The following is a 22,680-nucleotide window of genomic DNA, read 5'->3' as shown; positions in this document are numbered from 1 at the left end:
ACGCGATGCTCATCCCTGCACTGGCCGTCGCTCTCGTGACTGCCGCCATGCCCGGCCACTTCGACCAGCCCCAGGACGGCTTCGCACCGGCGTGGACCACGCTGCGGCAGTCCAACCCGTACTGGGCGCACCTCGATCCCGAACCGATCAACGCGGCGTTGCGCCAGGTCAGGGACTTCACCAAACCTCAGGCCAACGGCAAACCGCTGTTCGCCGGCGCCGTCACGATGTACGTGCACGACGGCAAGATCGTCACGCACGATCGCACCGGCTACGCCGTCCTCTACCAGGACCAGCAGACCCAGCTGCCGGAAGCAGATCGCGTGCCGATGAGGCAGGACACGATCTTCGACCTGGCTTCGATCTCCAAGCTCTTCACGTCGATCGCGGTGATCCAGCAGGTCGAGCAGGGCCGGGTCAGCATCGACGAGAAGGTCGCTCACTACCTGCCCGAGTTCGGTGTGAACGGCAAGGAGAACATCACCGTCAAGCAGCTCCTCACACACACGAGCGGCCTCGAACCGTTCATCCCGTTGTGGAAGCTGTACCCGGACGTCCCGTCCCGCATCAAAGCGGTGATGGACGTGAAGCCGAAGTCCACGCCCGGCACCACCTACGTCTACAGCGACCTGAACCTGATCACGCTCGGCGAGATCATCCACAGGGTCAGCGGCAAGAAGCTCGACGAGGCCGTCAAGGACGGCATCACCAGGCCGCTCGGCATGAAGGACACCGGCTACAACCCGAAAGCCAAGGACCGCACGGCCGCCACGGAGTTCCAGGTCGCACCGCCGCGCGGGATCGTCCGCGGCGAGGTGCACGACGAGAACTCGTGGTCCCTCGGCGGAGTCGCCGGCCACGCGGGTGTCTTCGGCACCGCGCGGGACCTCGCCGTCCTCGGCCAGACGATCCTCAACGGCGGCACCTACAACGGCCGCCGCATCCTGAAGGAGCACAGCGTCGAACTGATGCTGACGAACTTCAACCAGCAGTTCCCGGACAACGCGCACGGGCTCGGTTTCGAGCTGAACCAACGCTGGTACATGGGCGCGCTGAGCGCACCGGGCACCGCCGGCCACACCGGCTACACCGGGACGTCGTTCGTGATCGACAAGGCCTCCCGGTCGATCGCGATCCTGCTCAGCAACCGCGTGCACCCCAGCCGTGACTGGGGCAGCGTGAACCCCGCCCGCCGCGCCGTCGCCGACGGACTGGCCAACGCGCTCGCGGTCAAGACTTCCGGAAAGCAGTGGCGCGCAACGACTTCCGGCGGCACCCTCACGACCGATCGCCCGGTCGAGGTCTTCGTCGACGTCGACAAGGGCGACAAGCTGACGATCCAGCACTGGGACGGCACCGCCTGGCAGGACGTCCGCACGATCACCAGCACGAACCGCCGTTGGGTGCCCACAGAGGCCGTCAAGACGAGGTTCGTCTACACGAAGGCAGACCTGTACAACGGCCGTGGCGTCTACGTGCACGCCCGTGGCGACGTCACGGCAGAAGGCTGGTCAGTGGCACGCCGCTAGCACCGACGCGAAGGTGTCGAGCGCCCGTGGAAACGCGGGCGCTCCGAAGCTCACCACGATCCCCGTGCGGTCGTCGTCGCTCAGCTCGTGCCGGAACCACGAGAGAGGACTGACCTCCATGCCACGTTCGCGCGCCGTCTGAACGATCAACGACTCGCGCGGGGTGTCGAGCACGGCGTGCATCCCCGCCGCGATGCCGGAGACCTCCACGTACGGCGAGACGGCCTCGACGAGCCGGTCACGCCGTCGCTGGTATTTCAGCCGCATCCGCCGCACGTGGCTGTCGTACGCACCGCATTCGAGGAAGTCGGCCAAAGTCAGCTGGTCGAGCATGCTGATGTACTGCTCGCGATCGGTCTTCAAGGCCAAGATCGGGTCCACGAACCGGTCCGGCAGCACCATCCACGCGATCCGCAACGCCGGTGACAACGCCTTGCTGGACGTGCCCAGGTAGACGACGTGCTCCGGATCAAGCCCTTGCACCGCCCCGACGGGCTGCCGGTCGTAGCGGAACTCGCCGTCGTAGTCGTCCTCCAGCACAAGACCGTCAACGCGCCGTGCCCACTCCACCGCCGACGCGCGCCGCAACGGGTGCAGAGGGCCTCCCAACGGAAACTGGTGCGCCGGAGTCAGCACGACCGCACGCCGGTTGTCCGGCAGTTGCTCGGTGTTCGCGCCGTGGTCGTCCACCGCCAGCGGGACCGTCGACTTCCACAACGACCGGTGGAAGCCCAGCCCGTACTCCTCCACGACGACCGGCGGCTTCAGCAGCTGGTTGAACATCCGGATGGCGTCCGCGAACCCGGAGCACACCACGATCCGCTCGGGACCGGCCCGCACCCCGCGGGCCCGCGCCAGGTACTCGGCCAGCGCCGTCCGCAGCTCGATCCGCCCCTGCGGGTCACCCGGCCCGAACGCCTCCGACGGCGCCGCCAGCAACGCCCGCCGTGTCGACCTGATCCACTCCGCGCGCGGGAACTCGGTGATGTCCGGCGTGCTCACCGTGAGGTCGAACCGCACGTCCGGTCCTGGCGTCACGCGCTTGAGCGGCGGAGGTGGCGCGACCCGTTGCGCGACAACGGTTCCAGAACCCTGCCGCGCGGTCAGCCAGCCCTCAGCCACGAGCTCCGCGTACGCCTCGGCGACGGTGTTCCGCGCGATCCCGAGATCGGCGGCGAGCGACCGTGACGCCGGCAAGCGCGTGCCGGGCGGCAGGCGCGCCGACCGGACCGCGTCCCGCAGCGACGCCGTCAACCGCTGCCGCAGTCCACCCGGACCGGACAGGTCCAGGTGGAAGTCAAGATTGGCCCACGATTCCACGATCGAATTGCACCATGCCGGAGGACAATCGGCGCCCTAACTTTGTGGACATGACGAACCGCATCGACCTCGCCAAGAAGGCACCGAAGGTCTACCGCGCCATGATCGCCCTCGACGCCGCCGCCCGCGAAGGTCTGGACGAGCAGCTCGCCGAGCTCGTCCGCATCCGCGCCTCCCAGCTCAACCACTGCGCCTACTGCCTCAACATGCACACGGTCGACGCCCGAAAGGGTGGTGAGTCCGAGGCCCGCATCTACCTGCTGAGCGCGTGGGAGGAAGCCGGCGACCTCTACACCGAGAAGGAGCAGGCCGCACTGCGCCTCACCGAGGCCATCACCGTCCTGAGCAGCCACGAGTACGTCAGCGACGAGGTCTACGAGCGGGCCGCGAAGCACTTCGGCGAGGAGGAGCTGGCCCAGCTCATCGCGCTGATCTTCACCATCAACTCCTGGAACCGGATCGCCGTGTCCACGAGGAAGGTGCCCGACGTTCGGTGACATTCCGCGGAAAATTCGCCCGACCGGAGTGACTTTGGGACACAGTTGGGGTGAGTTCCGCCCACACTCCGTTGACCCTCGGAGTGACGGTTAGTAAGTTTCCCACGTGTCCACTGACAGCAGTGCCGAGTCCAGTCCACTGGTCAAGATCCGGTCGTTGCTACCGGGTCTCGCGCGCGCCGAGCAGCGCGTCGCGAAGGTGGTGCTGGAGAACCCGGGGACGGTCGCGCACCGCAGCATCACCGAGGTCGCCGAACAGGCCGGCACGAGTGAGACGACGGTGACGCGGTTCTGCAAGGCGATCGGCGTCGGCGGCTACCCGGAGCTGCGCATCGCGCTCGCCGCCGACACCGCCCGCAGTCAGGCCAGGGCCAACCACGACATGGGCGGCGACATCGGGCCGGGCGACGACCTGAAGCAGGTCGTCGGCAAGGTCGCGTTCGCGGACGCCCGCGCCGTCGAGGAGACCGCGGAGCAGCTCGACATCGAGTCGCTCGACAAGGTGATCCAGGCCGTCGCGGGTGCCCGCCGGGTCGACGTCTACGGCTTCGGCGCGAGCGCGTTCGTGGCGTTCGACCTGCAGCAGAAGCTGCACCGGATCGGCCTCACCTGCTTCGCGTGGAACGACACGCACATCGCGCTGACCTCGGCCGCCGTGCTGACCCCCGCCGACGTCGCCGTCGGCATCTCGCACACCGGCTCGACCTCGGAGACCGTCGAGGCCCTGCGCGTGGCCAAGGAGACCGGCGCCACGACGGTCGCGCTGACGAACTTCCCGCGCTCGCCGATCACCGAGGTCGCCGACCACGTGCTGACCACGGCCGCGCGCGAGACGACGTTCCGCTCCGGCGCGATGGCGAGCCGCATCGCCCAGCTCACGGTGATCGACTGTCTGTTCATCGGGGTCGCCCAGCACCACGTCGACACGGCGAAGACCGCGCTGGAGGCGACTTACGAAGCGGTGTCCGGCCACCGGCTGGGAGCAAGACCAGACGGCCGCCGACGGTCTCGGGAGACGACTAAATGATCTCCCCCCGGAACGGTGTGGTGGTGCGCGTGGAATCTCCGACCGAGCAGCGGAACCCTCGCACAACCGACATCGACCGGGTCCCCACGATCGACGTGCTGCGGATGATCAACGACGAGGACCGCACGGTCCCGGCCGCGGTCGCCGAGGCACTGCCGGAGCTGGCGCGCGCGGTCGACCTGGGCGTCGCCGCGATCATGTCCGGCGGCCGGGTCCACTACGTAGGTGCCGGCACGTCCGGCCGTCTGGCGACGCTCGACGCCGCCGAGCTGGTGCCCACGTTCAACGTTCCCGGTGACTGGTTCGTCGCTCACCACGCGGGTGGCTCCGAGGCCCTGGTCCGCGCGGTCGAGGAGGTCGAGGACAGCTCCGGTGCCGCGCAGATCCGCCGTTCCGCCACCGCGAAGGACCTGGTGGTGGGCGTGACGGCGTCCGGGCGCACGCCGTTCGTGATCGGCGCGCTGCAGGAGGCGCAAGCGCTTGGCGCCCACACGGTCCTGGTCTCGAACAACGCGTCCGTGCCGTTCGCGGCGGACGTCCTGGTCGCGTTGAACACCGGCCCCGAGGCCATCGCAGGCTCGACCAGGATGAAGGCGGGGTCGGCGCAGAAGCTGGTGCTGACGTCGTTCTCGACCGCGGTGATGGTCAAGCTCGGCCGCACCTACTCGAACCTGATGGTCAGCATGCGGGCGACGAACGCGAAGCTGCGCGGCCGCACGATCCGGATCCTGCGCGAGGCCACGGGCCTGGCGGAGGCCGAGTGCGAGCAGGCGCTGGCGGAGGCGTCCGGTGACCTCAAGGTGGCGCTCGTGCACCTGCTCTCCGGCGTGCCGACCGAACGTGCGGCCGCCGCCCTGGAAGACACGAAGGGCCACGTTCGCAACGCTCTGGACCGGCTAGCCGGGTAGGACGGGACGCCACGGGATCGGCGTCGAGAGCACCATCGCGCTCGACGTCTCCCCGTGGCTCGCGAGCCGGACCAGCAGCCGTTCGAGCTCCAGGATCGACGTGGTCACGACCTTCACGACCGAGCAGATGTCGCCGGTCAGCCGCACCACCTCGACCACCTCCGGGCAGTCGTCGAGCAGCTCCGGGTGCACCGTGATGCACCTCGGGCCGTAGCACTTCATGCGCACCAACGCGACGACCGGACGCCCGACGACGGTGGGGTCGACCACGGCGCGATAGCCGGTGATGGCGCCCATGTTCTCCAACCGACGGACCCGTTGCGCGACCGTCGGCGGTGAGACGTGGACCCGGCGTGCGAGCTCGTTGTACGACAGCCGCGCGTCCTCTTGGAGGGCCTCCAAGAGGGCCTTGTCCACCTCGTCCAGCATGAACGCAAAGCTACTCGCCCATCTGATTTGTGTTTGAAAGAAGTCTCGGGCCAACGCCTTTCGTCGCCCATTCAGGTGACGGCCGGTTCGAAGGAGGATTGAGGGCATGAGCTGCCCCGTATCCCCCAAGCTGGATTTCGGCGGCACCACGCCGTACGAGGACTACGTGCACGCGTCGGTGCTGCACACCCTTCAGCAGCAGTGGTCCAAAGACCCACGCGAGATGTCGTTCCTGGTCATCACGCAGGTGATGGAGCTGTACTTCGGCCTGCTCTGCTTCGAGTGGCGGCAGGCCCAGACCGAGCTGCGCGCCGACGACCTGCGCGCCGCCATCCGCACGCTGCGCCGCTCGGACCTGCACCTGCAGGCGCTGTCCGCGGCCTGGCGGCCGATCGCGCGCATGACGCCGACCGAGTTCAACTCGTTCCGCGACGCGCTGGGCGAAGGCTCCGGCTTCCAGTCGGGCATGTACCGCGAGATGGAGTTCCTGCTCGGCGAGAAGTCCGCGTCGATGCTCGTGCCGCACCGGGCGGTGCCGGCGATGCACGACCAGCTGGAGCGCTCGCTGGGCCTGCCCTCGCTCTACGACGACGTGCTGGCCGCGTTGAAGCGCCAGGGTTTCGACATTCCCGCTGCCGTGCTGGAACGCGACCTCACCAAGGCGTACGAGCCGTCGGCCGAGGTCGAGCAGGTCTGGGCGGCGATCTACCGCGGCAACGACCGCGACCTGCTGGAACTCGGTGAGGCACTGACGGACATCGCCGAGGAGTTCGCGCGGTGGCGCTACGACCACCTGCTCGCGACCCGGCGGTCGATGGGCTCCAAGGTCGGCACGGGCGGGTCCGCTGGTGTTGCCTGGCTGGAGAAGCGCACCCAACGAGCGGTGTTCCCGGAGCTGTGGACGGCAAGGAGCTACGTGTGAGGCGTGAGCTGTTCGATCTGCCGGAAGGCGTCATCTACCTCGACGGCAACTCGCTCGGCGCGCCACCGAAGGCCGTCGCCGAACGCATGCAGGAGGTCGTGAAGCACCAGTGGGGCACGCGGCTGATCCGCTCGTGGTCCGAGGGCTGGTGGGAGGCGCCGCAACGGATCGGTGACCGGATCGGCCGGCTGATCGGGGCAGCGGAAGGCCAGGTCGTGGTCGGCGACTCCACCTCGGTCAACGTCTTCAAGGCGTTGATGGGCGCGGTGAAGGGCACCACGCGGTCCGAGATCGTCGTCGACGAGTCGACGTTCCCGACCGACGGCTACATCGCGCAGTCCGTGGCCTCGTTGACGGGCATGAAGATCCGTGCGACCGCACCGTCCTCATTGGAGCTTTCTGAAGACACCGCCGTGGTCCTGCTCAACCACGTCGACTACCGCACCGGCGCGATGCTGGACATGGCGAAGCTGACCGAGCAAGCGCATTCCGTTGGCGCACAGGTGGTCTGGGACCTCTGCCACAGCGCAGGCGTCATCCCGATCAAGCTGGACGAACTCGGGGTGGACTTCGCGATCGGCTGCACCTACAAGTTCCTCAACGGCGGACCGGGTTCGCCGGCCTACATCTACGTGCCGAAGGACCGGCAGGAGTCCTTCGAGAACCCGCTTTCCGGCTGGAACGGCCATCGCGTGCCGTTCGCGATGGAAGCTGGCTACGACCCCGATCCCGGCATCGCGCGGGCACGCGTCGGCACGCCGGACATCCTGTCGATGCTGGCGCTCGACGCGGCGCTGGACGTGTGGGAGGACGTCGACCTGCACGTGCTGTGGAAGTGCGGGCTGAGCCTGACCGCGTTGTTCCGCTCGCACGTGGAGCAGCTGACCTCGCTGGAGATCCTCACGCCGAACGAGATCCCGCGCGGCAATCAGATCTCGGTGCGCTGTCCCGATGCGGCCGGAGTCATGGAGAAGCTGATCGCGCGCGGCGTCATCGGTGACGTCCGGCCGCCGGACATCCTGCGGTTCGGGTTCGCCCCGCTCTACAACACCAGCCAGGACGCGATCCAGGCCGCCAAGATCCTGGCCGAGGTCGTCAACTCGTGAGTGCGGCGTCCGCGATGCTCTTCGCCTCGCGGGCGCCCGCTTCCAGCGCCGAGCAGACGAAGAGGATCCACTGAGCCAGGCCTTCGAGTTCGCCCGACGCGAACGCCACGGAGGCGGCCTCGTACTCGGTCGAGCGGCGCAGGCAGGCCACCTCCGGCACGCCGAGGCCCTTCGGGTCGAGGCCGGTGGAGATCGACGTCAGCCGGGCGGCGGCACGGGCCACCACGCCGTTGGCGACCTCGAACGGTGCCAGCCCGAGCAGTTCCCCGTGCACCACGGCGACCAGCACGGGCGCCGGTACGGACGTGCCGCCGGTGACCAGAGAGCCGATCAGGTCGAGCCGCGCCGACACGTCCTGCGAAACCCGTGGCCGTCCGACGTCCGCCGTGAGGTCCGCGGCGGCGAGGACGTGCAACCGCGCGAGGGCCTGCAACGGCGCGCGCTGCCACGTGGCGACGAGTCCGCCCAGTGCCTCCGCGATCCGCAAAGACCCTGCCAGCACGGGATCCGACACCTCGCCGGACGCCGGAATTTCGGTCGGGCCGCCCTCCAGAGCGGCCGACGCACGGGCCGCGCGGACCGACGCTTCCGCCGCGGTCGTGGCCCAGCCCCGCAGGTTCACCCGATGGCGGTGCACCTGGAAGACGGCGTCCTTGGCCGCATTGGCGGCATCTGCCACACCAGGCAAGGAAAGCAGCGGAGCAAGCGCATCGGTCACGGTGGCGCAGAGTACCTGACCAGGTGAAACGCGTGACCCAGCTCACTGGGCAGACCGTTGAGCGCGCAACTTCGCCCGTTCAACGCCTCACACGTGCCTAGACCAGACAAAACGGGTTACACAATGACAGCTGTGTAACCCACCTCCCCAGATTGGTCTGAACCTTTCGGGGGAGGAGCCTGTTGGAAGTGAACTGGCTCGCACTACGGTCAGTACCCGCATCCCCCACCGGTCTGGATTTTCCAGGAGGTCTCGCACCATGACCCAGTCGCCAGGCCAGGGCCAAGCCCTGGACAACCTGCTCACGGAGAGCAGGACGTTCCCGCCTTCCGACGAGTTCGCGGCGCAGGCGAACGCGCAGCCCGAGCTGTACGAGGAGGCGAAGGCCGACCGCGAGGCGTTCTGGGCGAAGCAGGCGGAACGGCTGCACTGGGACACCAAGTGGGACCAGGTCCTGGACTGGTCGGACGCGCCCTTCGCCAAGTGGTTCGTCGGCGGCAAGCTCAACGTCGCCTACAACTGCGTCGACCGGCACGTCGAGTCCGGCCACGGTGACCAGATCGCCATCCACTGGGAGGGCGAGCCCGGCGACACCCGCGCCATCACCTACGGCGAGCTGCAGCGCGAGGTCTCCAAGGCCGCGAACGCGTTGACCGCGCTGGGTGTCGGCGCCGAGGACCGCGTCGCGATCTACATGCCGATGGTCCCCGAGGCGATCTTCGCGATGCTCGCGTGCGCCCGTGTCGGTGCCATGCACAGCGTCGTGTTCGGCGGCTTCTCCGCCGAGGCGCTGCGCACCCGCATCGAGGACTCCTCGTGCAAGCTCGTCATCACCACCGACGGCCAGTACCGCCGCGGCAACCCGTTCCCGCTCAAGCCGGCCGTCGACGAAGCCGTCGCCGCCGCGCCGTCGGTGGAGAAGGTGCTCGTCGTCAAGCGCACCAACTCCGACGTCGCGTGGACCGACAAGGACGTGTGGTGGCACGAGCTGGTGGACTCGCAGTCCGACCAGCACACCCCCGAGGCGTTCGACTCGGAGCACCCGCTCTTCATCCTCTACACGTCGGGCACCACGGGTAAGCCGAAGGGCATCCTGCACACGTCCGGCGGCTACCTCACGCAGGCGTCGTACACACACCACAACGTGTTCGACCTCAAGCCGGACACCGACGTGTACTGGTGCACCGCGGACATCGGCTGGGTCACCGGCCACAGCTACATCGTCTACGGCCCGCTGTCGAACCGCGTGACGCAGGTCGTCTACGAAGGCACGCCGAACACCCCGCACGAGGGCCGCCACTGGGAGATCGTGCAGAAGTACGGCGTCTCGATCTACTACACGGCGCCGACGCTGATCCGCACCTTCATGAAGTGGGGCGCGGACATCCCGGCCAAGTACGACCTCAGCTCGTTGCGGGTCCTGGGTTCGGTCGGCGAGCCGATCAACCCCGAGGCGTGGATCTGGTACCGCGAGAACGTCGGCGGCGGCTCCGCCCCGATCGTGGACACGTGGTGGCAGACCGAGACCGGCGCGATCATGATCTCGCCGCTGCCCGGCGTGGTGTCCACGAAGCCCGGCTCCGCGCAGCGCCCGCTGCCCGGCATCGGAGCGAAGGTCGTCAACGACGAGGGCGTCGAGGTCCCGCACGGTGGCGGTGGCTATCTCGTTCTGGACGAGCCGTGGCCGTCGATGCTGCGCGGCATCTGGGGCGACGAGGAGCGCTACCGCGACACGTACTGGTCGCGCTTCAAGGACCAGGGCTTCTACTTCGCCGGTGACGGCGCGAAGTACGACGACGACGGCGACATCTGGCTGCTCGGCCGGGTCGACGACGTGATGAACGTGTCCGGTCACCGCATTTCGACCACCGAGGTCGAGTCGGCGCTCGTGTCGCACCCGACCGTGGCCGAGGCGGCCGTCGTCGGTGCGGCCGACGCGACCACCGGCCAGGGCATCGTGGCGTTCGTGATCCTGCGCGGTGGCGCGGGTGCGGACGCCGGCGGCGCGGACGCGATCAAGGCGCTGCGCGACCACGTGGCCAAGGAGATCGGTCCGATCGCGAAGCCGCGGCAGATCATGGTCGTGCCGGAGCTGCCGAAGACGCGGTCCGGCAAGATCATGCGCCGTCTGCTGCGCGACGTGGCTGAGAACCGCGCGGTCGGCGACGTGACGACGCTGGCCGACTCGTCGGTGATGGACCTGATCTCGGCAGGCCTGCAGTCGGGCAAGGCAGAAGACTGATCTGATCTGGGCCAACGTGACGGGCGTCCTCATTGGAGGGCGCCCGTTCGCGTTAAGATCCCGTCTAGGTGAGCCGGGAAGTCTGGTCGGCGCGAGTATCGCTGTACCCGCCGAACGCCCCGGGAGACCTGTTGTCGCGCAAGAAGGCCGTAGTCGCCGAGTTCGCCCGCTACCTCCGCACGGAAACCGTCGGTGGCACCGTGCTGCTCGCCGCCACGGCCGTCGCGCTGCTGTGGGCCAACTCGCTGCTCGCCCCCGCCTACTTCGGGCTGCGGGACCTGCACCTGGGGCCGTTGTCCGTCGGCGACTGGGCCAAGGACGGGTTGCTGGCGATCTTCTTCTTCGTCGCCGGGCTCGAGCTCAAGCGCGAGCTCGTCGTCGGGGAGCTGTCGGAGTTCAAGGCCGCGATCCTCCCGATCGTCGCGGCGATCGGCGGGATGATCGTGCCCGCCCTGATCGCGTTGTCGATCGGCTGGGGCGAGCCGGGGATCGAGAAGGCGTGGGCGATTCCGGTCGCTACGGACATCGCGTTCGCGCTGGGGGTGCTCGCGCTGACGGCGTCGGGGCTGCCGTCGAGCCTGCGGGTCTTCCTGCTGTCGCTGGCCGTGGTGGACGACCTCGGCGCGATCGTGGTGATCGCGATCCTGTTCACGGCGAAGTTCAACCTGCTGGCGGCGGGCGCGGTCGTGCTGCTGCTCGCGCTGTACTGGTTCCTGCAGCACAAGAGGATCACCTCGCCGTTCCTCTACGTGCCGATCGCGCTCGCGACCTGGTGGTTCATGCACGAGTCGGGCATCCACGCCACGATCGCGGGGGTCGCGCTGGCGTTGCTGACCCGCGTGAAGCGCGACCCGTACGAGCAGGAGGCGCCGGCGGTGCGGCTGGAGCATCGGTTGCAGCCGTGGTCGGCCGGGGTGGCGGTGCCGGTGTTCGCGCTGTTCGCGGCGGGTGTGCCGGTGGGCGCGGAGGCGTTCGGGAAGCTCTTCTCGGACAAGATCGCCATCGGCGTGATGGTGGGTCTCATCGTCGGCAAGGTGATCGGGATCGTGGGCGCGTCGGCGCTGGCGGTGTGGCTCAAGGCGGCCGTCTGGCCGTCCGGCGCGGGGCCGCGCGACATCGTCGCGGTGGCGGTGCTGGGCGGGGTCGGGTTCACGGTGAGTCTGCTGATCGCGGAGCTCTCACTCGATCAAGCCGAGACCGCGAAGGCGGCCGTGCTGCTCGCCTCCATGATCGCGTCGCTGCTCGCAGCGGTGTTGCTCATTCGTCGCAGCCGGGCACATGGCACGATGTCCGGGTGACCACCAGGGAGCACATCGCGTCGATTCCGCTGACCGCAGACGACCCGACAGCCGAGGCCTCGATCGGCGGTCTGGTCCGCGACGCGACCTCGCACATGTCGACTCTGGTCAGAGCAGAGGTCGAACTCGCCAAGGGCGAGATCGCCGACTCGGTCAAGAAGGGCGTCAAGGGCAGCGTCTTCTTCATCATCGCGCTGACGGTGCTGTGCTTCAGCCTGTTCTTCCTGTTCATGACGCTCGGCTTCGGGTTCGCCCACTGGTTCGGCTGGCCCACGTGGGGCGGCTTCGCTCTCGTGTTCGGCCTGATGCTGCTGACCGCCGGCCTCTTCGGGTTCCTCGGCTGGCGCAAGGTCAAGAAGATCAAGGCGCCGGAGAAGTCGATCGCGGCCGCGAAGGACACCGTCGCGGCCCTCACTCGCAGGGGCGACGACAACTGAGCCGCAAACCCGACCCGTCGGTGGTGCGGGTCGCGGGTCCGTGGACGCACCGCGACGTCTCGGCCAACGGCATCCGCCTGCACGTCGCCGAGCTCGGCGAGGGACCTCTCGTGCTGCTCCTGCACGGGTTCCCCGAGTTCTGGTGGTCGTGGCGGCACCAGCTGACCGCACTGGCCGAGGCCGGCTACCGCGCGGTGGCGGTCGACCTGCGCGGATACGGCGACTCGGACAAACCGCCGCGCGGCTACGACGGCTTCACGCTCGCCGGTGACATCGCGGGCCTGGTCAAAGCGCTCGGCGCCCAACGCGCACACCTGGTGGGTCACGCGTGGGGCGGCGCCACGGCGTGGACGGTCGGTGCGATGCACCCGCGCGTGGTCTCGTCGATCTCCGTGCTGTCCGCACCGCACCCTTTGGTGACGCGCCGGGCGTTCCGCAGGCATCCTCGCGTGAACTCCCACGTGCTGCGCTTCCAGCTCCCGCTCTACCCGGAACGCTGGCTGACCGGCGAGAACGCCCTGCAGGTCGCCAAGCTGCTGTCCGCCTGGTCGGGCCCGAAGTGGCGGTCGGCACCCGAGTTCGACGAGGTCATCCGCCGCTGCCGGCAGGCGATGACGGTGCCGGGCGTCGCGCACAGCGCGATGGAGTACTACCGCTGGGCGGTGCGCTCACAGCTGCGCAGCGACGGACGGCGGTTCGCCGAGGCCGTGGACAAGCCGATGCAGGTGCCGGTGCTGCAGATCCACGGCGCGCTGGACCCGATCACGCTGGAGTCCTCGGCACTGGACTCCCGGCCGTGGCTCGGCGCAGGGTCGGAGTTCCGCTCGCTGCCCGAGGTGGGGCACTTCCCGAACCAGGAAGCGCCGCACACCACGAGCAGGCTGATCACCGAGTTCCTGCAGAAGACGAGCTGAACGCGGCCTTGAGCGCGCCGGCCGGGTCGTCGGGCAGGTCGGTCGAGCGCCAGGCGATGTAACCGTCGGGGCGCACGAGCGAAGCCCCCTTCGCGGACAGCCCGAAGACGTCCAGCTGCTCGACCCGTTCGTACCGGACTCCGGTCTGCTGCGCGGCCTCCTCCCACTGCGGGTGGTCGGCGACGAGCACCCAGCCGCGTTGGAAGAGATCCAAAGTGGACTTCCCCGGCTCGATCCACACGTGCGGGGCACGCGTGCCTGGCTGGCCGTTCCACTGCTCGGGGAGCTGCGCCGGCGGCAGTTCCGGGCCCGCGCCGAGCACCGCGGCCGAGCGGTAGAGGACGCCGTAGTGCATCGCGTTGTTGTCGATCAGCGGCGCGTCCTCCGGTTCACCGTCCCGGTTGTGGCCGTCGCTGCGCGCGAAGATCTGCTGGTGGCACAGCAAGGCGACCGGGCGCCGCTCCGCGTCGTAGGTGTCCAACAGGGACGGACGTGACTCGCCGTTCAGGACGGCGGCGAGCTTCCAGGCGAGGTTGTGCGCGTCCTCGATGCCGACGTTCGCCCCGAACCCGCCGCGACTCGGCGGCAACGTGTGCGCGGCGTCGCCGGCCAGGAAGATCCGGCCTTGGGAGAACTGGTCCGCGACCGCCGCGCTGATCGTCCAGCGGCCGGTGGTGATGATCTCGACGTCCAGATCGTCGCGGCCGATGGCCTGGAAGATCTTCTCCCTCAGTTCGGGCTCGTCGTACTCGCGGTCTTCGAGCATCAGGACCCAGCGGCCGTCGCCGTAGGTGGTCAGGAAGCCGACGCCGTCGACGATGAACTGGCCGATCCCGTCCTTCAGGTACTCCTCCAGCGGCGCACGGAACAGCACGCTGCGAGAGGTGTGCATGTAGCCGCGGCCGCTTCGGGTGATGCCGAGCGCCTCCCGGACCGGGCTGCGGTGGCCGTCGGCAGCGATCAGGTAGTCGGCGCGGATCTCGTAGGGCTCGCCGTCGCCCTGCACGACCGCCGTGACGCCGTCGTCGTCCTGCGTGAACTCCAGCATCCGGGTGCTCATGCGGATGTCCGCGCCGAGCTCGCGGGCCCTGTCGCGCAGGATCGGTTCCATCCTGTCCTGGGCCACCCCGACGCCTGCGCTGGGCGAGTACTCGGTCTGGGACACCTCGGCGGGTGGCGACCAGAAGGTCTCCTCGAACCGCTCCCCGACCAGGCTCGCCACCCGGACCCGCCGGATCCCGAAGCCCTTCGCCATCCGGCTCGGCGGTAACCCGTCCTCCAGCCCGGCGGCGCGCAGCAACTCGCCCGTCCGCGCCGTGAATCCGACCGCCCGAGGGTGCGGTGAGCTGCCCGGGTGCTTCTCCACCAACGTCACGGGCACCCCGCGCCACGCCAGGAACAGCGCCGCCGAGGTCCCGGCCAGTCCCCCACCGACCACCAACACCGAAGTCTTCATCGCATCCTCCCGATACGCCGTATCGCTCAATACACTGTATCGCGATGAGACGGTGTATCGTCCAGCCCGATGTCGAACGAACTCGTGTGGGACCGCCCAGAGCCGCCCAGCAAGCCGTCGCCGACCCCGTTGAGCAGGGATCTGATCGTGAAGGCCGCGATCAGGCTCGCCGACGCGGGCGGGCTGGACGACGTGTCGCTGCGCAAGGTCGCGGCCGCCCTGAAGGCCGGCCCGATGCGGCTGTACGGCTACCTGTCGACCAAGGACGAGCTGCTCGACCTCATGGTCGACGAGGTCTACGGCGAGATCACGCCACCGGACCCGTCAGCGGACTGGCGCGCCGGGCTGAGGCACGTCGCGCACGGCATCCGGGACGCGGTGAAGCGGCACGAGTGGTTCATCGACCTGCTCAGCGGCCGGCCGCACCAAGGCCCCAACTCCTACGCGCACATGGAGAGCACGCTCGCCACGGTCCGCTTCGAGAACATCGACCAGGTGCTCGGCACGGTCGGGACGGTCATGGCGTACGTCTACGGCGCCGTCCGCAGCGAGGTCACCGAACTCCGCGCGGAACGGTCCACCGGCATGACCGAGGAGCAGTGGCAGCGCGCGTCCGGGCCCTACATGGAACGGATGCTCGCCACCGGCCGGTTCCCGATGCTGACCAAGGTCGTCTTCGACGCCGCCGACCGCGACCCCGCGGAGGTGTTCGACGCCGGCCTCGACTACGTGCTGGACGGCATCGCCGCCCGGCACGACCTCTAGGAGGCGCAACCCTGGGTCGAGGCCCGGCGGGTCAGCGTCTGCGCCTTCTGCACGAGTTGCTGCACCTGCTGGGCCGTGAGCACGAAGCCGGTCTCCGGGTCGTCGACCGCGGCACCGAACACCACGCCCATCACCCGGCCGGTCGGGTCGACCAGCGGGCCACCGGAGTTGCCGGACCGCACCTCGGCACGGACGGTGTAGACGTCGCGGGTCACGGTCTGCGCGTCGTAGATGTCCGGGCCGCGCAGCAGCGGGATCCGCTCGCGCACACGGGCCGGGGACGCCTTGTACGGGCCGTCCAGCGGGTAACCGAGCACGATGCCGTCCTCGCCCGGCTGCACCTCGTCCGAGCGGAACTGCAGCGGCGTGGCCTCCAGGTCGGGCACCGCGAGGATGGCGACGTCGACCTTCGGGTCGTAGGCGACCACGGTCGCGTCGAACTGGCCGCGGCCGACCTCGACCGTCACCTCGTTCGTGCCGGCGACGACGTGCGCGTTGGTCATCACGCGTTCCGGCGCGATCACGAACCCGGTGCCCTCCAGGGCGCGCGAGCAGGAAGGCGCGCGGCCGCGGACCTTCAGCACCGAGGACCGCAGCTTGCTCGCCACCGGGGAGTTCGCCAGCGCGCCGTCCGGCGGGCTGACGTCCTTGAGCGGCGTGCGGTTGAACGGGTCCATCGCCTGCGGGAAGCCGGAGACGTCGAAGAGCTTCTGCAGGTCACCGGACAGCACGCGTGCGGCCTGCGGCATGGTCTTGTCGACCTTGCCGAGGATCACCGACTGCTTCAGCGACGAGGTGAGGTCGGGAAGGCCGACGACCGAGGTCAGCGGGAGAGCGATCATCCACGCCACGACGAAGACGACCAGGCCCTGCACGATCGCGCCGAGCGCGTTGTCCGCGCCCTTCAACGGCGACGCGTTCACCCGTGCCTTGATCGTCCGGCCGATGTAGACGCCGATCGTCTCGCCGAGCGCCACGAGCAGCACGACGATGCCGACCGCGAACACGACCTTTGTGACGACGTTCTCGAACTGGGACACCAGCAGCGGTGCGATCTGTGTGCCGAGGATCAGGCCGACGAGCACACCGACGAAAGCCGGGAGCGCGACGACCATGCCCTGCCTGGCCCCTGACAGCGCGGCGATCGCGGCGAGGCCCAGCACGAGCAGGTCAACCCAGTTCAACCGAAAACCTCCGCCTCACTGTGTAGCGCGCAACGCTAGTTCAAGGTCACGCACATCGGTCGCATCCCACGGCTGTTCCCAGCCGCCGAGTGCGATCAGGCCGTTGATCAACCCCGCGGTGAAGCCCCACACCAGCATGCCCGGTGCGGAGAAGGCCGCTCCGACGTAGCCCGAAGGGTGACGCACCCGGAATCTGTTCGCAGGATCCGCGAGGTGCGCGACGGGCACCCGTGCGACGGCGGCGGTCTCCGCCGGGTCGACAGGGGCGACGGGGCTCGGCTGTTCCCAGTAGGCGAGCACGGGCGTGACCACGAACCCGGACACCGGCACGTACAGCTCCGGTAGAAGGGCGAGCGGTCTCACTCCTGACTCAAGTACACCGGTCTCCTCGTAAGCCTCGCGTAATGCGGTGCCCACGGGGCCGTCGTCGTCCTCGTCGACCGACCCGCCGGGGAAGGCGACCTGGCCCGGATGCGAGCCCAGCGTGTCCGATCGGCGCAGCAGGAGGATGTCCGGCCCGTGCTCCTCGTTGTCACCGAACAGCATCAGCACGGACGCCTTGCGAACGCCTTCCGTCGGTGTGCGCGGACCCCGCATGAACGTTCGTGCGTCGATGGTCTCGGTGGCCTTGGCCAGGCGCTGCATCCAGTCGGGTGGCTCTGTCGCCTCCGTCATCGCACCGCCTTCTCCACCTGCTCGGGCGCCGTGAACAGCGGCGGGTCCGTGACCTGGCGGACCGAGCCGTCCGCTGCTACGTAATACGTAGCGGGCAGCGTTATCGGCGCCTTGACGCGTTTGCGCAGCTCGTCGGACCCGTCGTAGACCGAGGGCAGCCGGACGCCGAGCCGGGCGAGCAACTCGAGGCCGTCGGCCTCCCTGCTCTCCACAAGAACTGGGACGACCGGGACGGCACCTGGTTGCTTCGCGTAGGTGTCGAGCACTGGCAGCTCCTCCTGGCACGGCTGGCACCAGGTCGCCCAGAAGTTGATCAGGAGCGGCCCCTTGAGCGCGAGGGCCGTCCGGGTGCCGTCGCCGAGACAGGTCACGTCGACGCCGCCCTCGCCCGCCGGGTGACAGGCCCTCAGCTGAGCCTGGGCGCGCAACGCCGACACGTCCTGGGCCGGGCGGGCCGACGTGGGCTGCGGGTCCGGCGCGCGGTCACGCGGCCACAGCGCCACGACGCCCGCCACGCCCACGACGAGCACGAGGACCAGCCAGCGGGTGCGGTTGCTCACCCGACCAGCTTCTCACCTGACCGAACCCGGTCGGCGAGCTCGATCAGGTGCGGCTTCTCGTCACCCTTCACGAGCTTCTCGGCCTTGCTCGGGTCCTCGGGCCCGAGGCCGTACGACGGGCAGTCCTTCATGAGCAGACATGCCCCGCAAGCAGGGGTTTTGGCGTGGCAGACGCGGCGGCCGTGGAAGACGATCCAGTGCGAGGCCATGGTCCAGTCGCGCTTCTCGATGAGCTCACCGACGGCGTGTTCGACCTTCACCGCGTCTTCGAGATCGGTCCACCCCCACCGGCGCACGAGGCGGCCGAAGTGGGTGTCGACTGTGAGCCCGGGCACATCGAACGCGTTGCCGAGAACCACGTTGGCCGTCTTGCGTCCTACACCAGGGAGCTTGACCAGCTCCTCCATCGAGCCCGGCACCACACCGTCGTACTGCTCCACCAGAGCAGCACCGAGACCCATCAGAGACGTCGCCTTGTTCCGGAAGAAACCGGTCGGGCGGATCATCTCTTCGAGTTCGACCCTGTCGGCGCCGGCGTAGTCGGCCGCAGTCGGGTACTTCGCGAAGAGCGCGGGAGTGACTTCGTTGACCTTCTTGTCGGTGCACTGCGCGGACAGAATGACCGCCACGACGAGCTCCAGCGGCGTGGTGAAGTCCAGCTCGCAGTGCGCGTCGGGGTATCCCTCGGCAAGCACGCGCACCATCCGGCGGGCCCTGCGGGTCAGGCCGAGTTTGGTTTCCGGTTTCTTGGTAGCGGGCACTGATTCAGCGTAGTCAACACGCCGAACCCACCCCCTAGATCCGTACTCGAATCCCTCATGCGCCACACTGCGGAGCATCATGACTGCCTGGTTTGTGATCGTCGTCCCGATCGTGATCATGTTCTTCGCGCTCTTCATGGAGCGCGTCGAAGCGAAGCTCCGGCACGTGGCCGTGCAGGAGAACGAGGTCGAGGAGTTCCTGGAGTCCGCCAGGCCTGAAGAGGTCAAGGCGCTCTACGGCCACGGCATCGGTCGCGCCCTGGAACTGTTCCGTCTTCGTCGTCGCGGCCGCGGCGGTGTGCGCAAGCGCGTCCGCTAGATGGCGTAAGCTGCCTCGTTGGGCTTCTGGATCGAGCCAGTCGGGTTGTTCCTAGTAAGACGGCGAGCCGAGCGACGATCCACAAGAGAGCCCTTAGACTGCAACGCAGTGATCGGCGGCACGGCGCTGACTCCACCAAAGATGGTGGTAGGCGTGCCGTCGCGTCGATTAGGAGGGACGAGGTGGACGAGACCCTGGCGCGAGCGGGCATCTTCCAAGGTGTTGACCCGGCAGCCGCTGAGGCGCTGGCGACGACCTTGGAGACGGTGGAGTTCCCGCGTGGCCACGTGATCTTCGCGGAGGGTGAGCCGGGCGATCGCCTGTACATCATCCAGTCCGGCAAGGTGAAGATCGGCCGCAAGTCGCCGGACGGCCGCGAGAACCTGTTGGGGATCTTCGGGCCCTCCGACATGTTCGGCGAACTGTCCATTTTCGATCCCGGCCCCCGCACGTCGACTGCGACGACGGTGACCGAGGTGCGCGCGGTGTCCATGGACCGCCCCGCGCTCCGGCAGTGGATCACCAACCGGCCGGAGATCGCCGAACAGCTGCTTCGGGCGCTTGCCCGCAGGCTGCGCAGGACGAACTCCATGCTGGCCGACCTGATCTTCACGGACGTGCCCGGCCGCGTGGCCAAGGCGTTGCTGCAGCTCGCGCAGCGCTTCGGCTCGCAGGAGGCCGGTCTGCTCCGCGTCACGCACGACCTGACGCAGGAGGAGATCGCCCAGTTCGTCGGCGCGTCCCGCGAGACCGTGAACAAGGCGCTCGCCGACTTCGCGCACCGCGGCTGGCTGCGGCTCGAAGGCAAGAGCGTGCTGATCCTGGACCCCGAGCGCCTCGCGCGCAGGGCCCGCTAAGGCTCAGGCAAACACAAAGGACCGGGCGCCACCCCCGACGTGGCGCACCGGTCCTTTGTGTTGCACGGCCCATCCCCCGACGAACCGTGCCTTCCATCCCTCTGGCGTGCAGGCCCCGACCCTCAGGCCAGAGGTTGGTCTCGGTGGATGAGTCAACTTTCGCACGTCTCCACCCCGACCGCTCAAGTCCTTTCACCCTCAAGGACCCAATGTCTGGTCATTTCGTTGCATGTTTCACCCGGTCATCCCATTCTCGTGACCCAATCGCAACCAGGGTGACCCTGCGCACCCGAACTGGTACATCCGTACCAGGTTTGGCATACTGGTACACATGTCCCACTCTGCCCGCCTCTCCGACTACCGCGCCGCACTGACGACCCCCGGCATGCGCGGCCCTGTGGTCGCGTCGCTGCTCGCCCGCCTGCCCATCGCGATGGTCGGGCTCTCGCTGCTGCTCTACGTCGAGCGCGCGACGGGTTCGTTCGCGGCCGCCGGCATGGTCTCGGCGGCGGCGCTGGTCGGTGTGGCGATGGGCTCGGTCGTCCAGGGCAGGCTGATGGACCGCTTCGGACCCACCCGCCCGCTCACGGTGGTGACGGTCTTCTTCGCGCTTTTCGTCACGGTCTCGGTGATCGGTGTCGAGGCGGGCGCACCGGTGTTCGTGCTGGTGCCGCTGGCCCTCGGCGTCGGCGCGACCGAGCCGATGGTGGGCTCGGCGTCCCGTGCGCTGTGGGAGCGGATGCTCCCGAGCGGCGCGACGCGGATGGCGGCCTACGCCTACGAGTCGATCAGCATGGAGGTCTTCTTCATCCTCGGTCCCGGTCTCGCCGGTCTGCTGCTGGCAGCGCCGTGGGCGGGCACCGGCGTCGTGGTCGGCTCCGTCGCGATGGTCATCGGTGCGATGTGGTTCGCGTTCAACCCCGTCGTGCGCGCCTGGGGTCCGGTCCAGCAGGCCCCGCGTCCGCTGCTCGGCGCGTTCGCGTACCCCGGCATGCGCACGGTCGCGCTGGCCGCGCTGGGCTTCGGCGTGACGATCGGTTTCGTCGAGGTGGCGGTGCCCGCGTTCGCGAAGGCCGCAGGCCAGGCCTCGATGGGTGGCCTGATGCTCTCGCTGTGGTCGATCAGCTCGGTGATCTTCGGCGTGCTGTACGGCATGCGCCCGTGGCCGCGCCCGATGCACCTGCGGCTGCCGGTGCTGCTGGGCGGCTTCGCCCTGCTCGCGCTGCTGCTGGCGATCCCTTTGACGCTGGTCGGGCTCGGCGTCGCGCTGTTCGTGGTCGGCACGCTGATCACGCCGCAGTCGACCGCGCACTCCGCGGCGATCGAGCAGGTCACGCCGAACGGCATGGCCGCGGAGGCGTTCGGCTGGGTGATCACCTCGGTGACCGTCGGCCTCGCCATCGGCCAGGGCCTGTCCGGCCAGTTGATCGAGCACTTCGGCACGCGGCCGGCGTTCGTCGCGTCGGGTGTCTTCGGCCTGCTGATCGCTCTCGCGGTCTGGCTGCTGCGCGGCACGGTCCGCCGTGGCGTGCCGGTGGCGGAGCCGCTGCCGGCGCGTTCCGAGATGGAACTGGCCGCGCGCTGAGACCGCACGCGGGGCCCTTCCGTGCGCAACAAGCGAACGAAAGCTCCCCGCGTGCACCTTCTAGGCCACTGACCGCATCGGCACGACGAGGTACGTCAGCTCGACGCCGTCTTCGCCCGGTGTCGAGGTGAGCACCGTCGATCGCAGGCCGTCCTGGATCTTCAACTCGATCCGGCGGCCTGCGAACGCCTTCAGCGCGTCCGCGAGATAGCGCGCCTGGAACGTCTTGGTCACCCGGTCACCCTCCACAGTGGCCTTGACGAACTCCTCCGACTCCCCGTGCTGCGGGTCGCTGCCCTTGACCCTGATCTCGGAGTCCTCGACCTGGATGGTCACCGCCTGGTGCGGCCCGCCGTAGGGCGTGGCACGCCGGACCGCGCGAGCAAGCGCGTCCGCGTCCACGAGCACCGTGCTGTCGATGACTGCCTCCAGAAGTCGGCGCGCCCGGTCGTCCGGGAACGGTGCGGCCAAGAGCGCGGTGGTGATCGAGTTCCGGTTCCACCCGAACCCGATGCGGTCCTGGTCGGCGTGCAGGGCGACGGTTCCCCCGGCCTGCCGGGCGGCCTCGGCGATGGCCTTCGCGGGCACCAGCACGTCGATCGCGCCGTGCGCGTCCCACGGCAGCGTCGCGTACGCCATCTTGTAGCGGTCCGTGGCGATCACGTGCAACTTCCGCTGGTCGCTCTGGACCCGGACACCGGTGAAGATCGGCAACGCGTCGTCCTTCGACGCCGCACTCGCGACCGCCGCGATCACCCTGAGCCGCTCGGCGTCGACGTGCCCCTGCAGCGGCGGCAACTCCGGGATGCCGGGGTGGTCGTCCAGGTCGAGCAGCGGGATCGCGAACCTCGACTGCGGGGTGCGGATGGCCAGCCGCTGCCCCTCGACCTTGAGCCGCACCTGGGGGTCGTCCAGCGCCTGGAGGGTCGCGGCCAGCGGCTTCGCGGGCACCAGCACCTCGCCCTCGGCGTGCACCGTCGCGTTGACGGTGAGACGCACGCCGTGTTCGCGGTCGCTGCCCGCGATCTCCACGTCGGTGCCTGCCCGGAGGCGGAGGCCGGCCAGGACCGGGTCGAGCACGCGGGCCGGGAGGAGCCTGGCCACTTCGGCGGCGGCGCCGGCCAGCTCGGCTGTCGTGGCGGTGAGGTCCATGCTTTTGGACGTTAGCGAC

The 22,680-nt window shown here is 69.0% G+C and carries 23 protein-coding genes; 14 read left to right on the top strand and 9 right to left on the bottom strand.

Annotated elements, in window-relative coordinates:
* Window positions 1-5: 5 nt before the first annotated feature.
* A complete protein-coding gene (locus ACIA8G_RS36155) occupies window positions 6-1,529 on the top strand; it encodes a serine hydrolase domain-containing protein (RefSeq protein WP_396423238.1) in 1,524 nt (507 codons plus the stop codon).
* On the opposite strand, the gene ACIA8G_RS36150 is transcribed toward ACIA8G_RS36155, so the two are convergent.
* On the bottom strand, window positions 1,512-2,849 hold the full coding sequence (locus ACIA8G_RS36150; RefSeq protein WP_396423237.1) for a PLP-dependent aminotransferase family protein: 1,338 nt from the start codon (window positions 2,847-2,849) through the stop codon (window positions 1,512-1,514). The two genes, ACIA8G_RS36155 and ACIA8G_RS36150, sit on opposite strands and share 18 nt — an antisense overlap.
* A gap of 50 nt (window positions 2,850-2,899) precedes the next feature.
* On the opposite strand from ACIA8G_RS36150, the gene ACIA8G_RS36145 reads away from it, so the two are divergent.
* The 3 genes from ACIA8G_RS36145 (at window position 2,900) to murQ (ending at window position 5,281) form a co-directional block, all read left to right on the top strand.
* Window positions 2,900-3,346 (top strand): carboxymuconolactone decarboxylase family protein, encoded by a 447-nt coding sequence (locus ACIA8G_RS36145; RefSeq protein WP_396423236.1) that lies wholly within the window; start codon window positions 2,900-2,902, stop codon window positions 3,344-3,346.
* A 106-nt stretch (window positions 3,347-3,452) separates the two neighbouring features.
* Complete coding sequence (locus tag ACIA8G_RS36140) at window positions 3,453-4,373, top strand: MurR/RpiR family transcriptional regulator (RefSeq protein ID WP_396423235.1); 921 nt, start codon at window positions 3,453-3,455, stop codon at window positions 4,371-4,373.
* Window positions 4,370-5,281 carry an N-acetylmuramic acid 6-phosphate etherase gene (gene murQ / locus ACIA8G_RS36135; RefSeq protein WP_396423234.1) on the top strand — a complete coding sequence of 304 codons (912 nt, stop codon included), beginning with the start codon at window positions 4,370-4,372 and terminating at the stop codon, window positions 5,279-5,281. The genes ACIA8G_RS36140 and murQ overlap by 4 nt, the downstream gene beginning before the upstream one ends.
* On the opposite strand, the gene ACIA8G_RS36130 is transcribed toward murQ, so the two are convergent.
* The gene (locus tag ACIA8G_RS36130; protein ID WP_319968931.1) at window positions 5,270-5,710 is read right to left on the bottom strand and encodes an Lrp/AsnC family transcriptional regulator; all 441 of its coding nucleotides are present in this window, start codon (window positions 5,708-5,710) and stop codon (window positions 5,270-5,272) included. The two genes, murQ and ACIA8G_RS36130, sit on opposite strands and share 12 nt — an antisense overlap.
* A gap of 106 nt (window positions 5,711-5,816) precedes the next feature.
* Between ACIA8G_RS36130 and ACIA8G_RS36125 the strand changes: the two genes are divergently transcribed.
* A complete protein-coding gene (locus ACIA8G_RS36125; RefSeq protein ID WP_396423233.1) occupies window positions 5,817-6,632 on the top strand; it encodes a tryptophan 2,3-dioxygenase in 816 nt (271 codons plus the stop codon).
* Window positions 6,629-7,738, top strand: coding sequence for a kynureninase (kynU, locus tag ACIA8G_RS36120; protein WP_396423232.1), 1,110 nt, complete (start codon window positions 6,629-6,631; stop codon window positions 7,736-7,738). Before ACIA8G_RS36125 ends, kynU begins: the two co-directional genes overlap by 4 nt.
* Here the strand turns inward: kynU and ACIA8G_RS36115 are convergent.
* Window positions 7,728-8,456, bottom strand: a complete 729-nt coding sequence (locus ACIA8G_RS36115; RefSeq protein WP_396423231.1) for an oxidoreductase — start codon at window positions 8,454-8,456, stop codon at window positions 7,728-7,730. The two genes, kynU and ACIA8G_RS36115, sit on opposite strands and share 11 nt — an antisense overlap.
* Window positions 8,457-8,715: 259 nt before the next feature.
* Between ACIA8G_RS36115 and acs the strand changes: the two genes are divergently transcribed.
* The 4 genes from acs to ACIA8G_RS36095 all read left to right on the top strand — a co-directional run bounded on the left by acs (window position 8,716) and on the right by ACIA8G_RS36095 (window position 13,347).
* On the top strand, window positions 8,716-10,698 hold the full coding sequence (gene acs, locus ACIA8G_RS36110) for an acetate--CoA ligase (RefSeq protein ID WP_396423230.1): 1,983 nt from the start codon (window positions 8,716-8,718) through the stop codon (window positions 10,696-10,698).
* Window positions 10,699-10,829: 131 nt separating this feature from the next.
* Complete coding sequence (gene nhaA, locus ACIA8G_RS36105) at window positions 10,830-11,996, top strand: Na+/H+ antiporter NhaA (protein ID WP_396423296.1); 1,167 nt, start codon at window positions 10,830-10,832, stop codon at window positions 11,994-11,996.
* Window positions 11,993-12,433, top strand: a complete 441-nt coding sequence (locus tag ACIA8G_RS36100) for a phage holin family protein (protein WP_396423229.1) — start codon at window positions 11,993-11,995, stop codon at window positions 12,431-12,433. The genes nhaA and ACIA8G_RS36100 overlap by 4 nt, the downstream gene beginning before the upstream one ends.
* Entirely contained in the window at window positions 12,430-13,347 is a 918-nt protein-coding gene (locus ACIA8G_RS36095) for an alpha/beta fold hydrolase (RefSeq protein WP_396423295.1), read from the top strand. The genes ACIA8G_RS36100 and ACIA8G_RS36095 overlap by 4 nt, the downstream gene beginning before the upstream one ends.
* Here the strand turns inward: ACIA8G_RS36095 and ACIA8G_RS36090 are convergent.
* Window positions 13,319-14,803 carry an FAD-dependent oxidoreductase gene (locus tag ACIA8G_RS36090; protein WP_396423228.1) on the bottom strand — a complete coding sequence of 495 codons (1,485 nt, stop codon included), beginning with the start codon at window positions 14,801-14,803 and terminating at the stop codon, window positions 13,319-13,321. The two genes, ACIA8G_RS36095 and ACIA8G_RS36090, sit on opposite strands and share 29 nt — an antisense overlap.
* A 69-nt stretch (window positions 14,804-14,872) precedes the next feature.
* On the opposite strand from ACIA8G_RS36090, the gene ACIA8G_RS36085 reads away from it, so the two are divergent.
* Window positions 14,873-15,568, top strand: coding sequence for a TetR/AcrR family transcriptional regulator (locus ACIA8G_RS36085; RefSeq protein WP_396423227.1), 696 nt, complete (start codon window positions 14,873-14,875; stop codon window positions 15,566-15,568).
* On the opposite strand, the gene ACIA8G_RS36080 is transcribed toward ACIA8G_RS36085, so the two are convergent.
* The 4 genes from ACIA8G_RS36080 to nth are packed head-to-tail and all read right to left on the bottom strand — an operon-like array spanning window position 15,565 to window position 18,691.
* A complete protein-coding gene (locus ACIA8G_RS36080; protein ID WP_396423226.1) occupies window positions 15,565-16,752 on the bottom strand; it encodes a MarP family serine protease in 1,188 nt (395 codons plus the stop codon). The two genes, ACIA8G_RS36085 and ACIA8G_RS36080, sit on opposite strands and share 4 nt — an antisense overlap.
* Window positions 16,753-16,767: 15 nt before the next feature.
* Entirely contained in the window at window positions 16,768-17,427 is a 660-nt protein-coding gene (locus tag ACIA8G_RS36075; protein WP_396423225.1) for an NUDIX hydrolase, read from the bottom strand.
* On the bottom strand, window positions 17,424-17,987 hold the full coding sequence (locus ACIA8G_RS36070) for a TlpA family protein disulfide reductase (RefSeq protein ID WP_396423224.1): 564 nt from the start codon (window positions 17,985-17,987) through the stop codon (window positions 17,424-17,426). Before ACIA8G_RS36070 ends, ACIA8G_RS36075 begins: the two co-directional genes overlap by 4 nt.
* Window positions 17,984-18,691 (bottom strand): endonuclease III, encoded by a 708-nt coding sequence (nth, locus tag ACIA8G_RS36065; protein WP_396423294.1) that lies wholly within the window; start codon window positions 18,689-18,691, stop codon window positions 17,984-17,986. Before nth ends, ACIA8G_RS36070 begins: the two co-directional genes overlap by 4 nt.
* Window positions 18,692-18,827: 136 nt before the next feature.
* On the opposite strand from nth, the gene ACIA8G_RS36060 reads away from it, so the two are divergent.
* The 3 genes from ACIA8G_RS36060 to ACIA8G_RS36050 all read left to right on the top strand — a co-directional run bounded on the left by ACIA8G_RS36060 (window position 18,828) and on the right by ACIA8G_RS36050 (window position 21,509).
* Window positions 18,828-19,067, top strand: a complete 240-nt coding sequence (locus ACIA8G_RS36060; protein WP_396423223.1) for a hypothetical protein — start codon at window positions 18,828-18,830, stop codon at window positions 19,065-19,067.
* Window positions 19,068-19,249: 182 nt separating this feature from the next.
* On the top strand, window positions 19,250-19,924 hold the full coding sequence (locus tag ACIA8G_RS36055; RefSeq protein WP_030477589.1) for a Crp/Fnr family transcriptional regulator: 675 nt from the start codon (window positions 19,250-19,252) through the stop codon (window positions 19,922-19,924).
* Window positions 19,925-20,255: 331 nt separating this feature from the next.
* The gene (locus ACIA8G_RS36050) at window positions 20,256-21,509 is read left to right on the top strand and encodes an MFS transporter (RefSeq protein ID WP_396423222.1); all 1,254 of its coding nucleotides are present in this window, start codon (window positions 20,256-20,258) and stop codon (window positions 21,507-21,509) included.
* A 60-nt stretch (window positions 21,510-21,569) separates the two neighbouring features.
* On the opposite strand, the gene dnaN is transcribed toward ACIA8G_RS36050, so the two are convergent.
* Window positions 21,570-22,661 carry a DNA polymerase III subunit beta gene (gene dnaN, locus ACIA8G_RS36045; protein ID WP_396423221.1) on the bottom strand — a complete coding sequence of 364 codons (1,092 nt, stop codon included), beginning with the start codon at window positions 22,659-22,661 and terminating at the stop codon, window positions 21,570-21,572.
* Between the last annotated feature and the right edge of the window lie 19 nt (window positions 22,662-22,680).

Origin of the sequence: Lentzea sp. NPDC051213, from assembly GCF_044455585.1 — a bacterium.
Lineage (GTDB): Bacteria > Actinomycetota > Actinomycetes > Mycobacteriales > Pseudonocardiaceae > Lentzea.
This window is presented reverse-complemented; position numbering and strand designations above follow the sequence as displayed.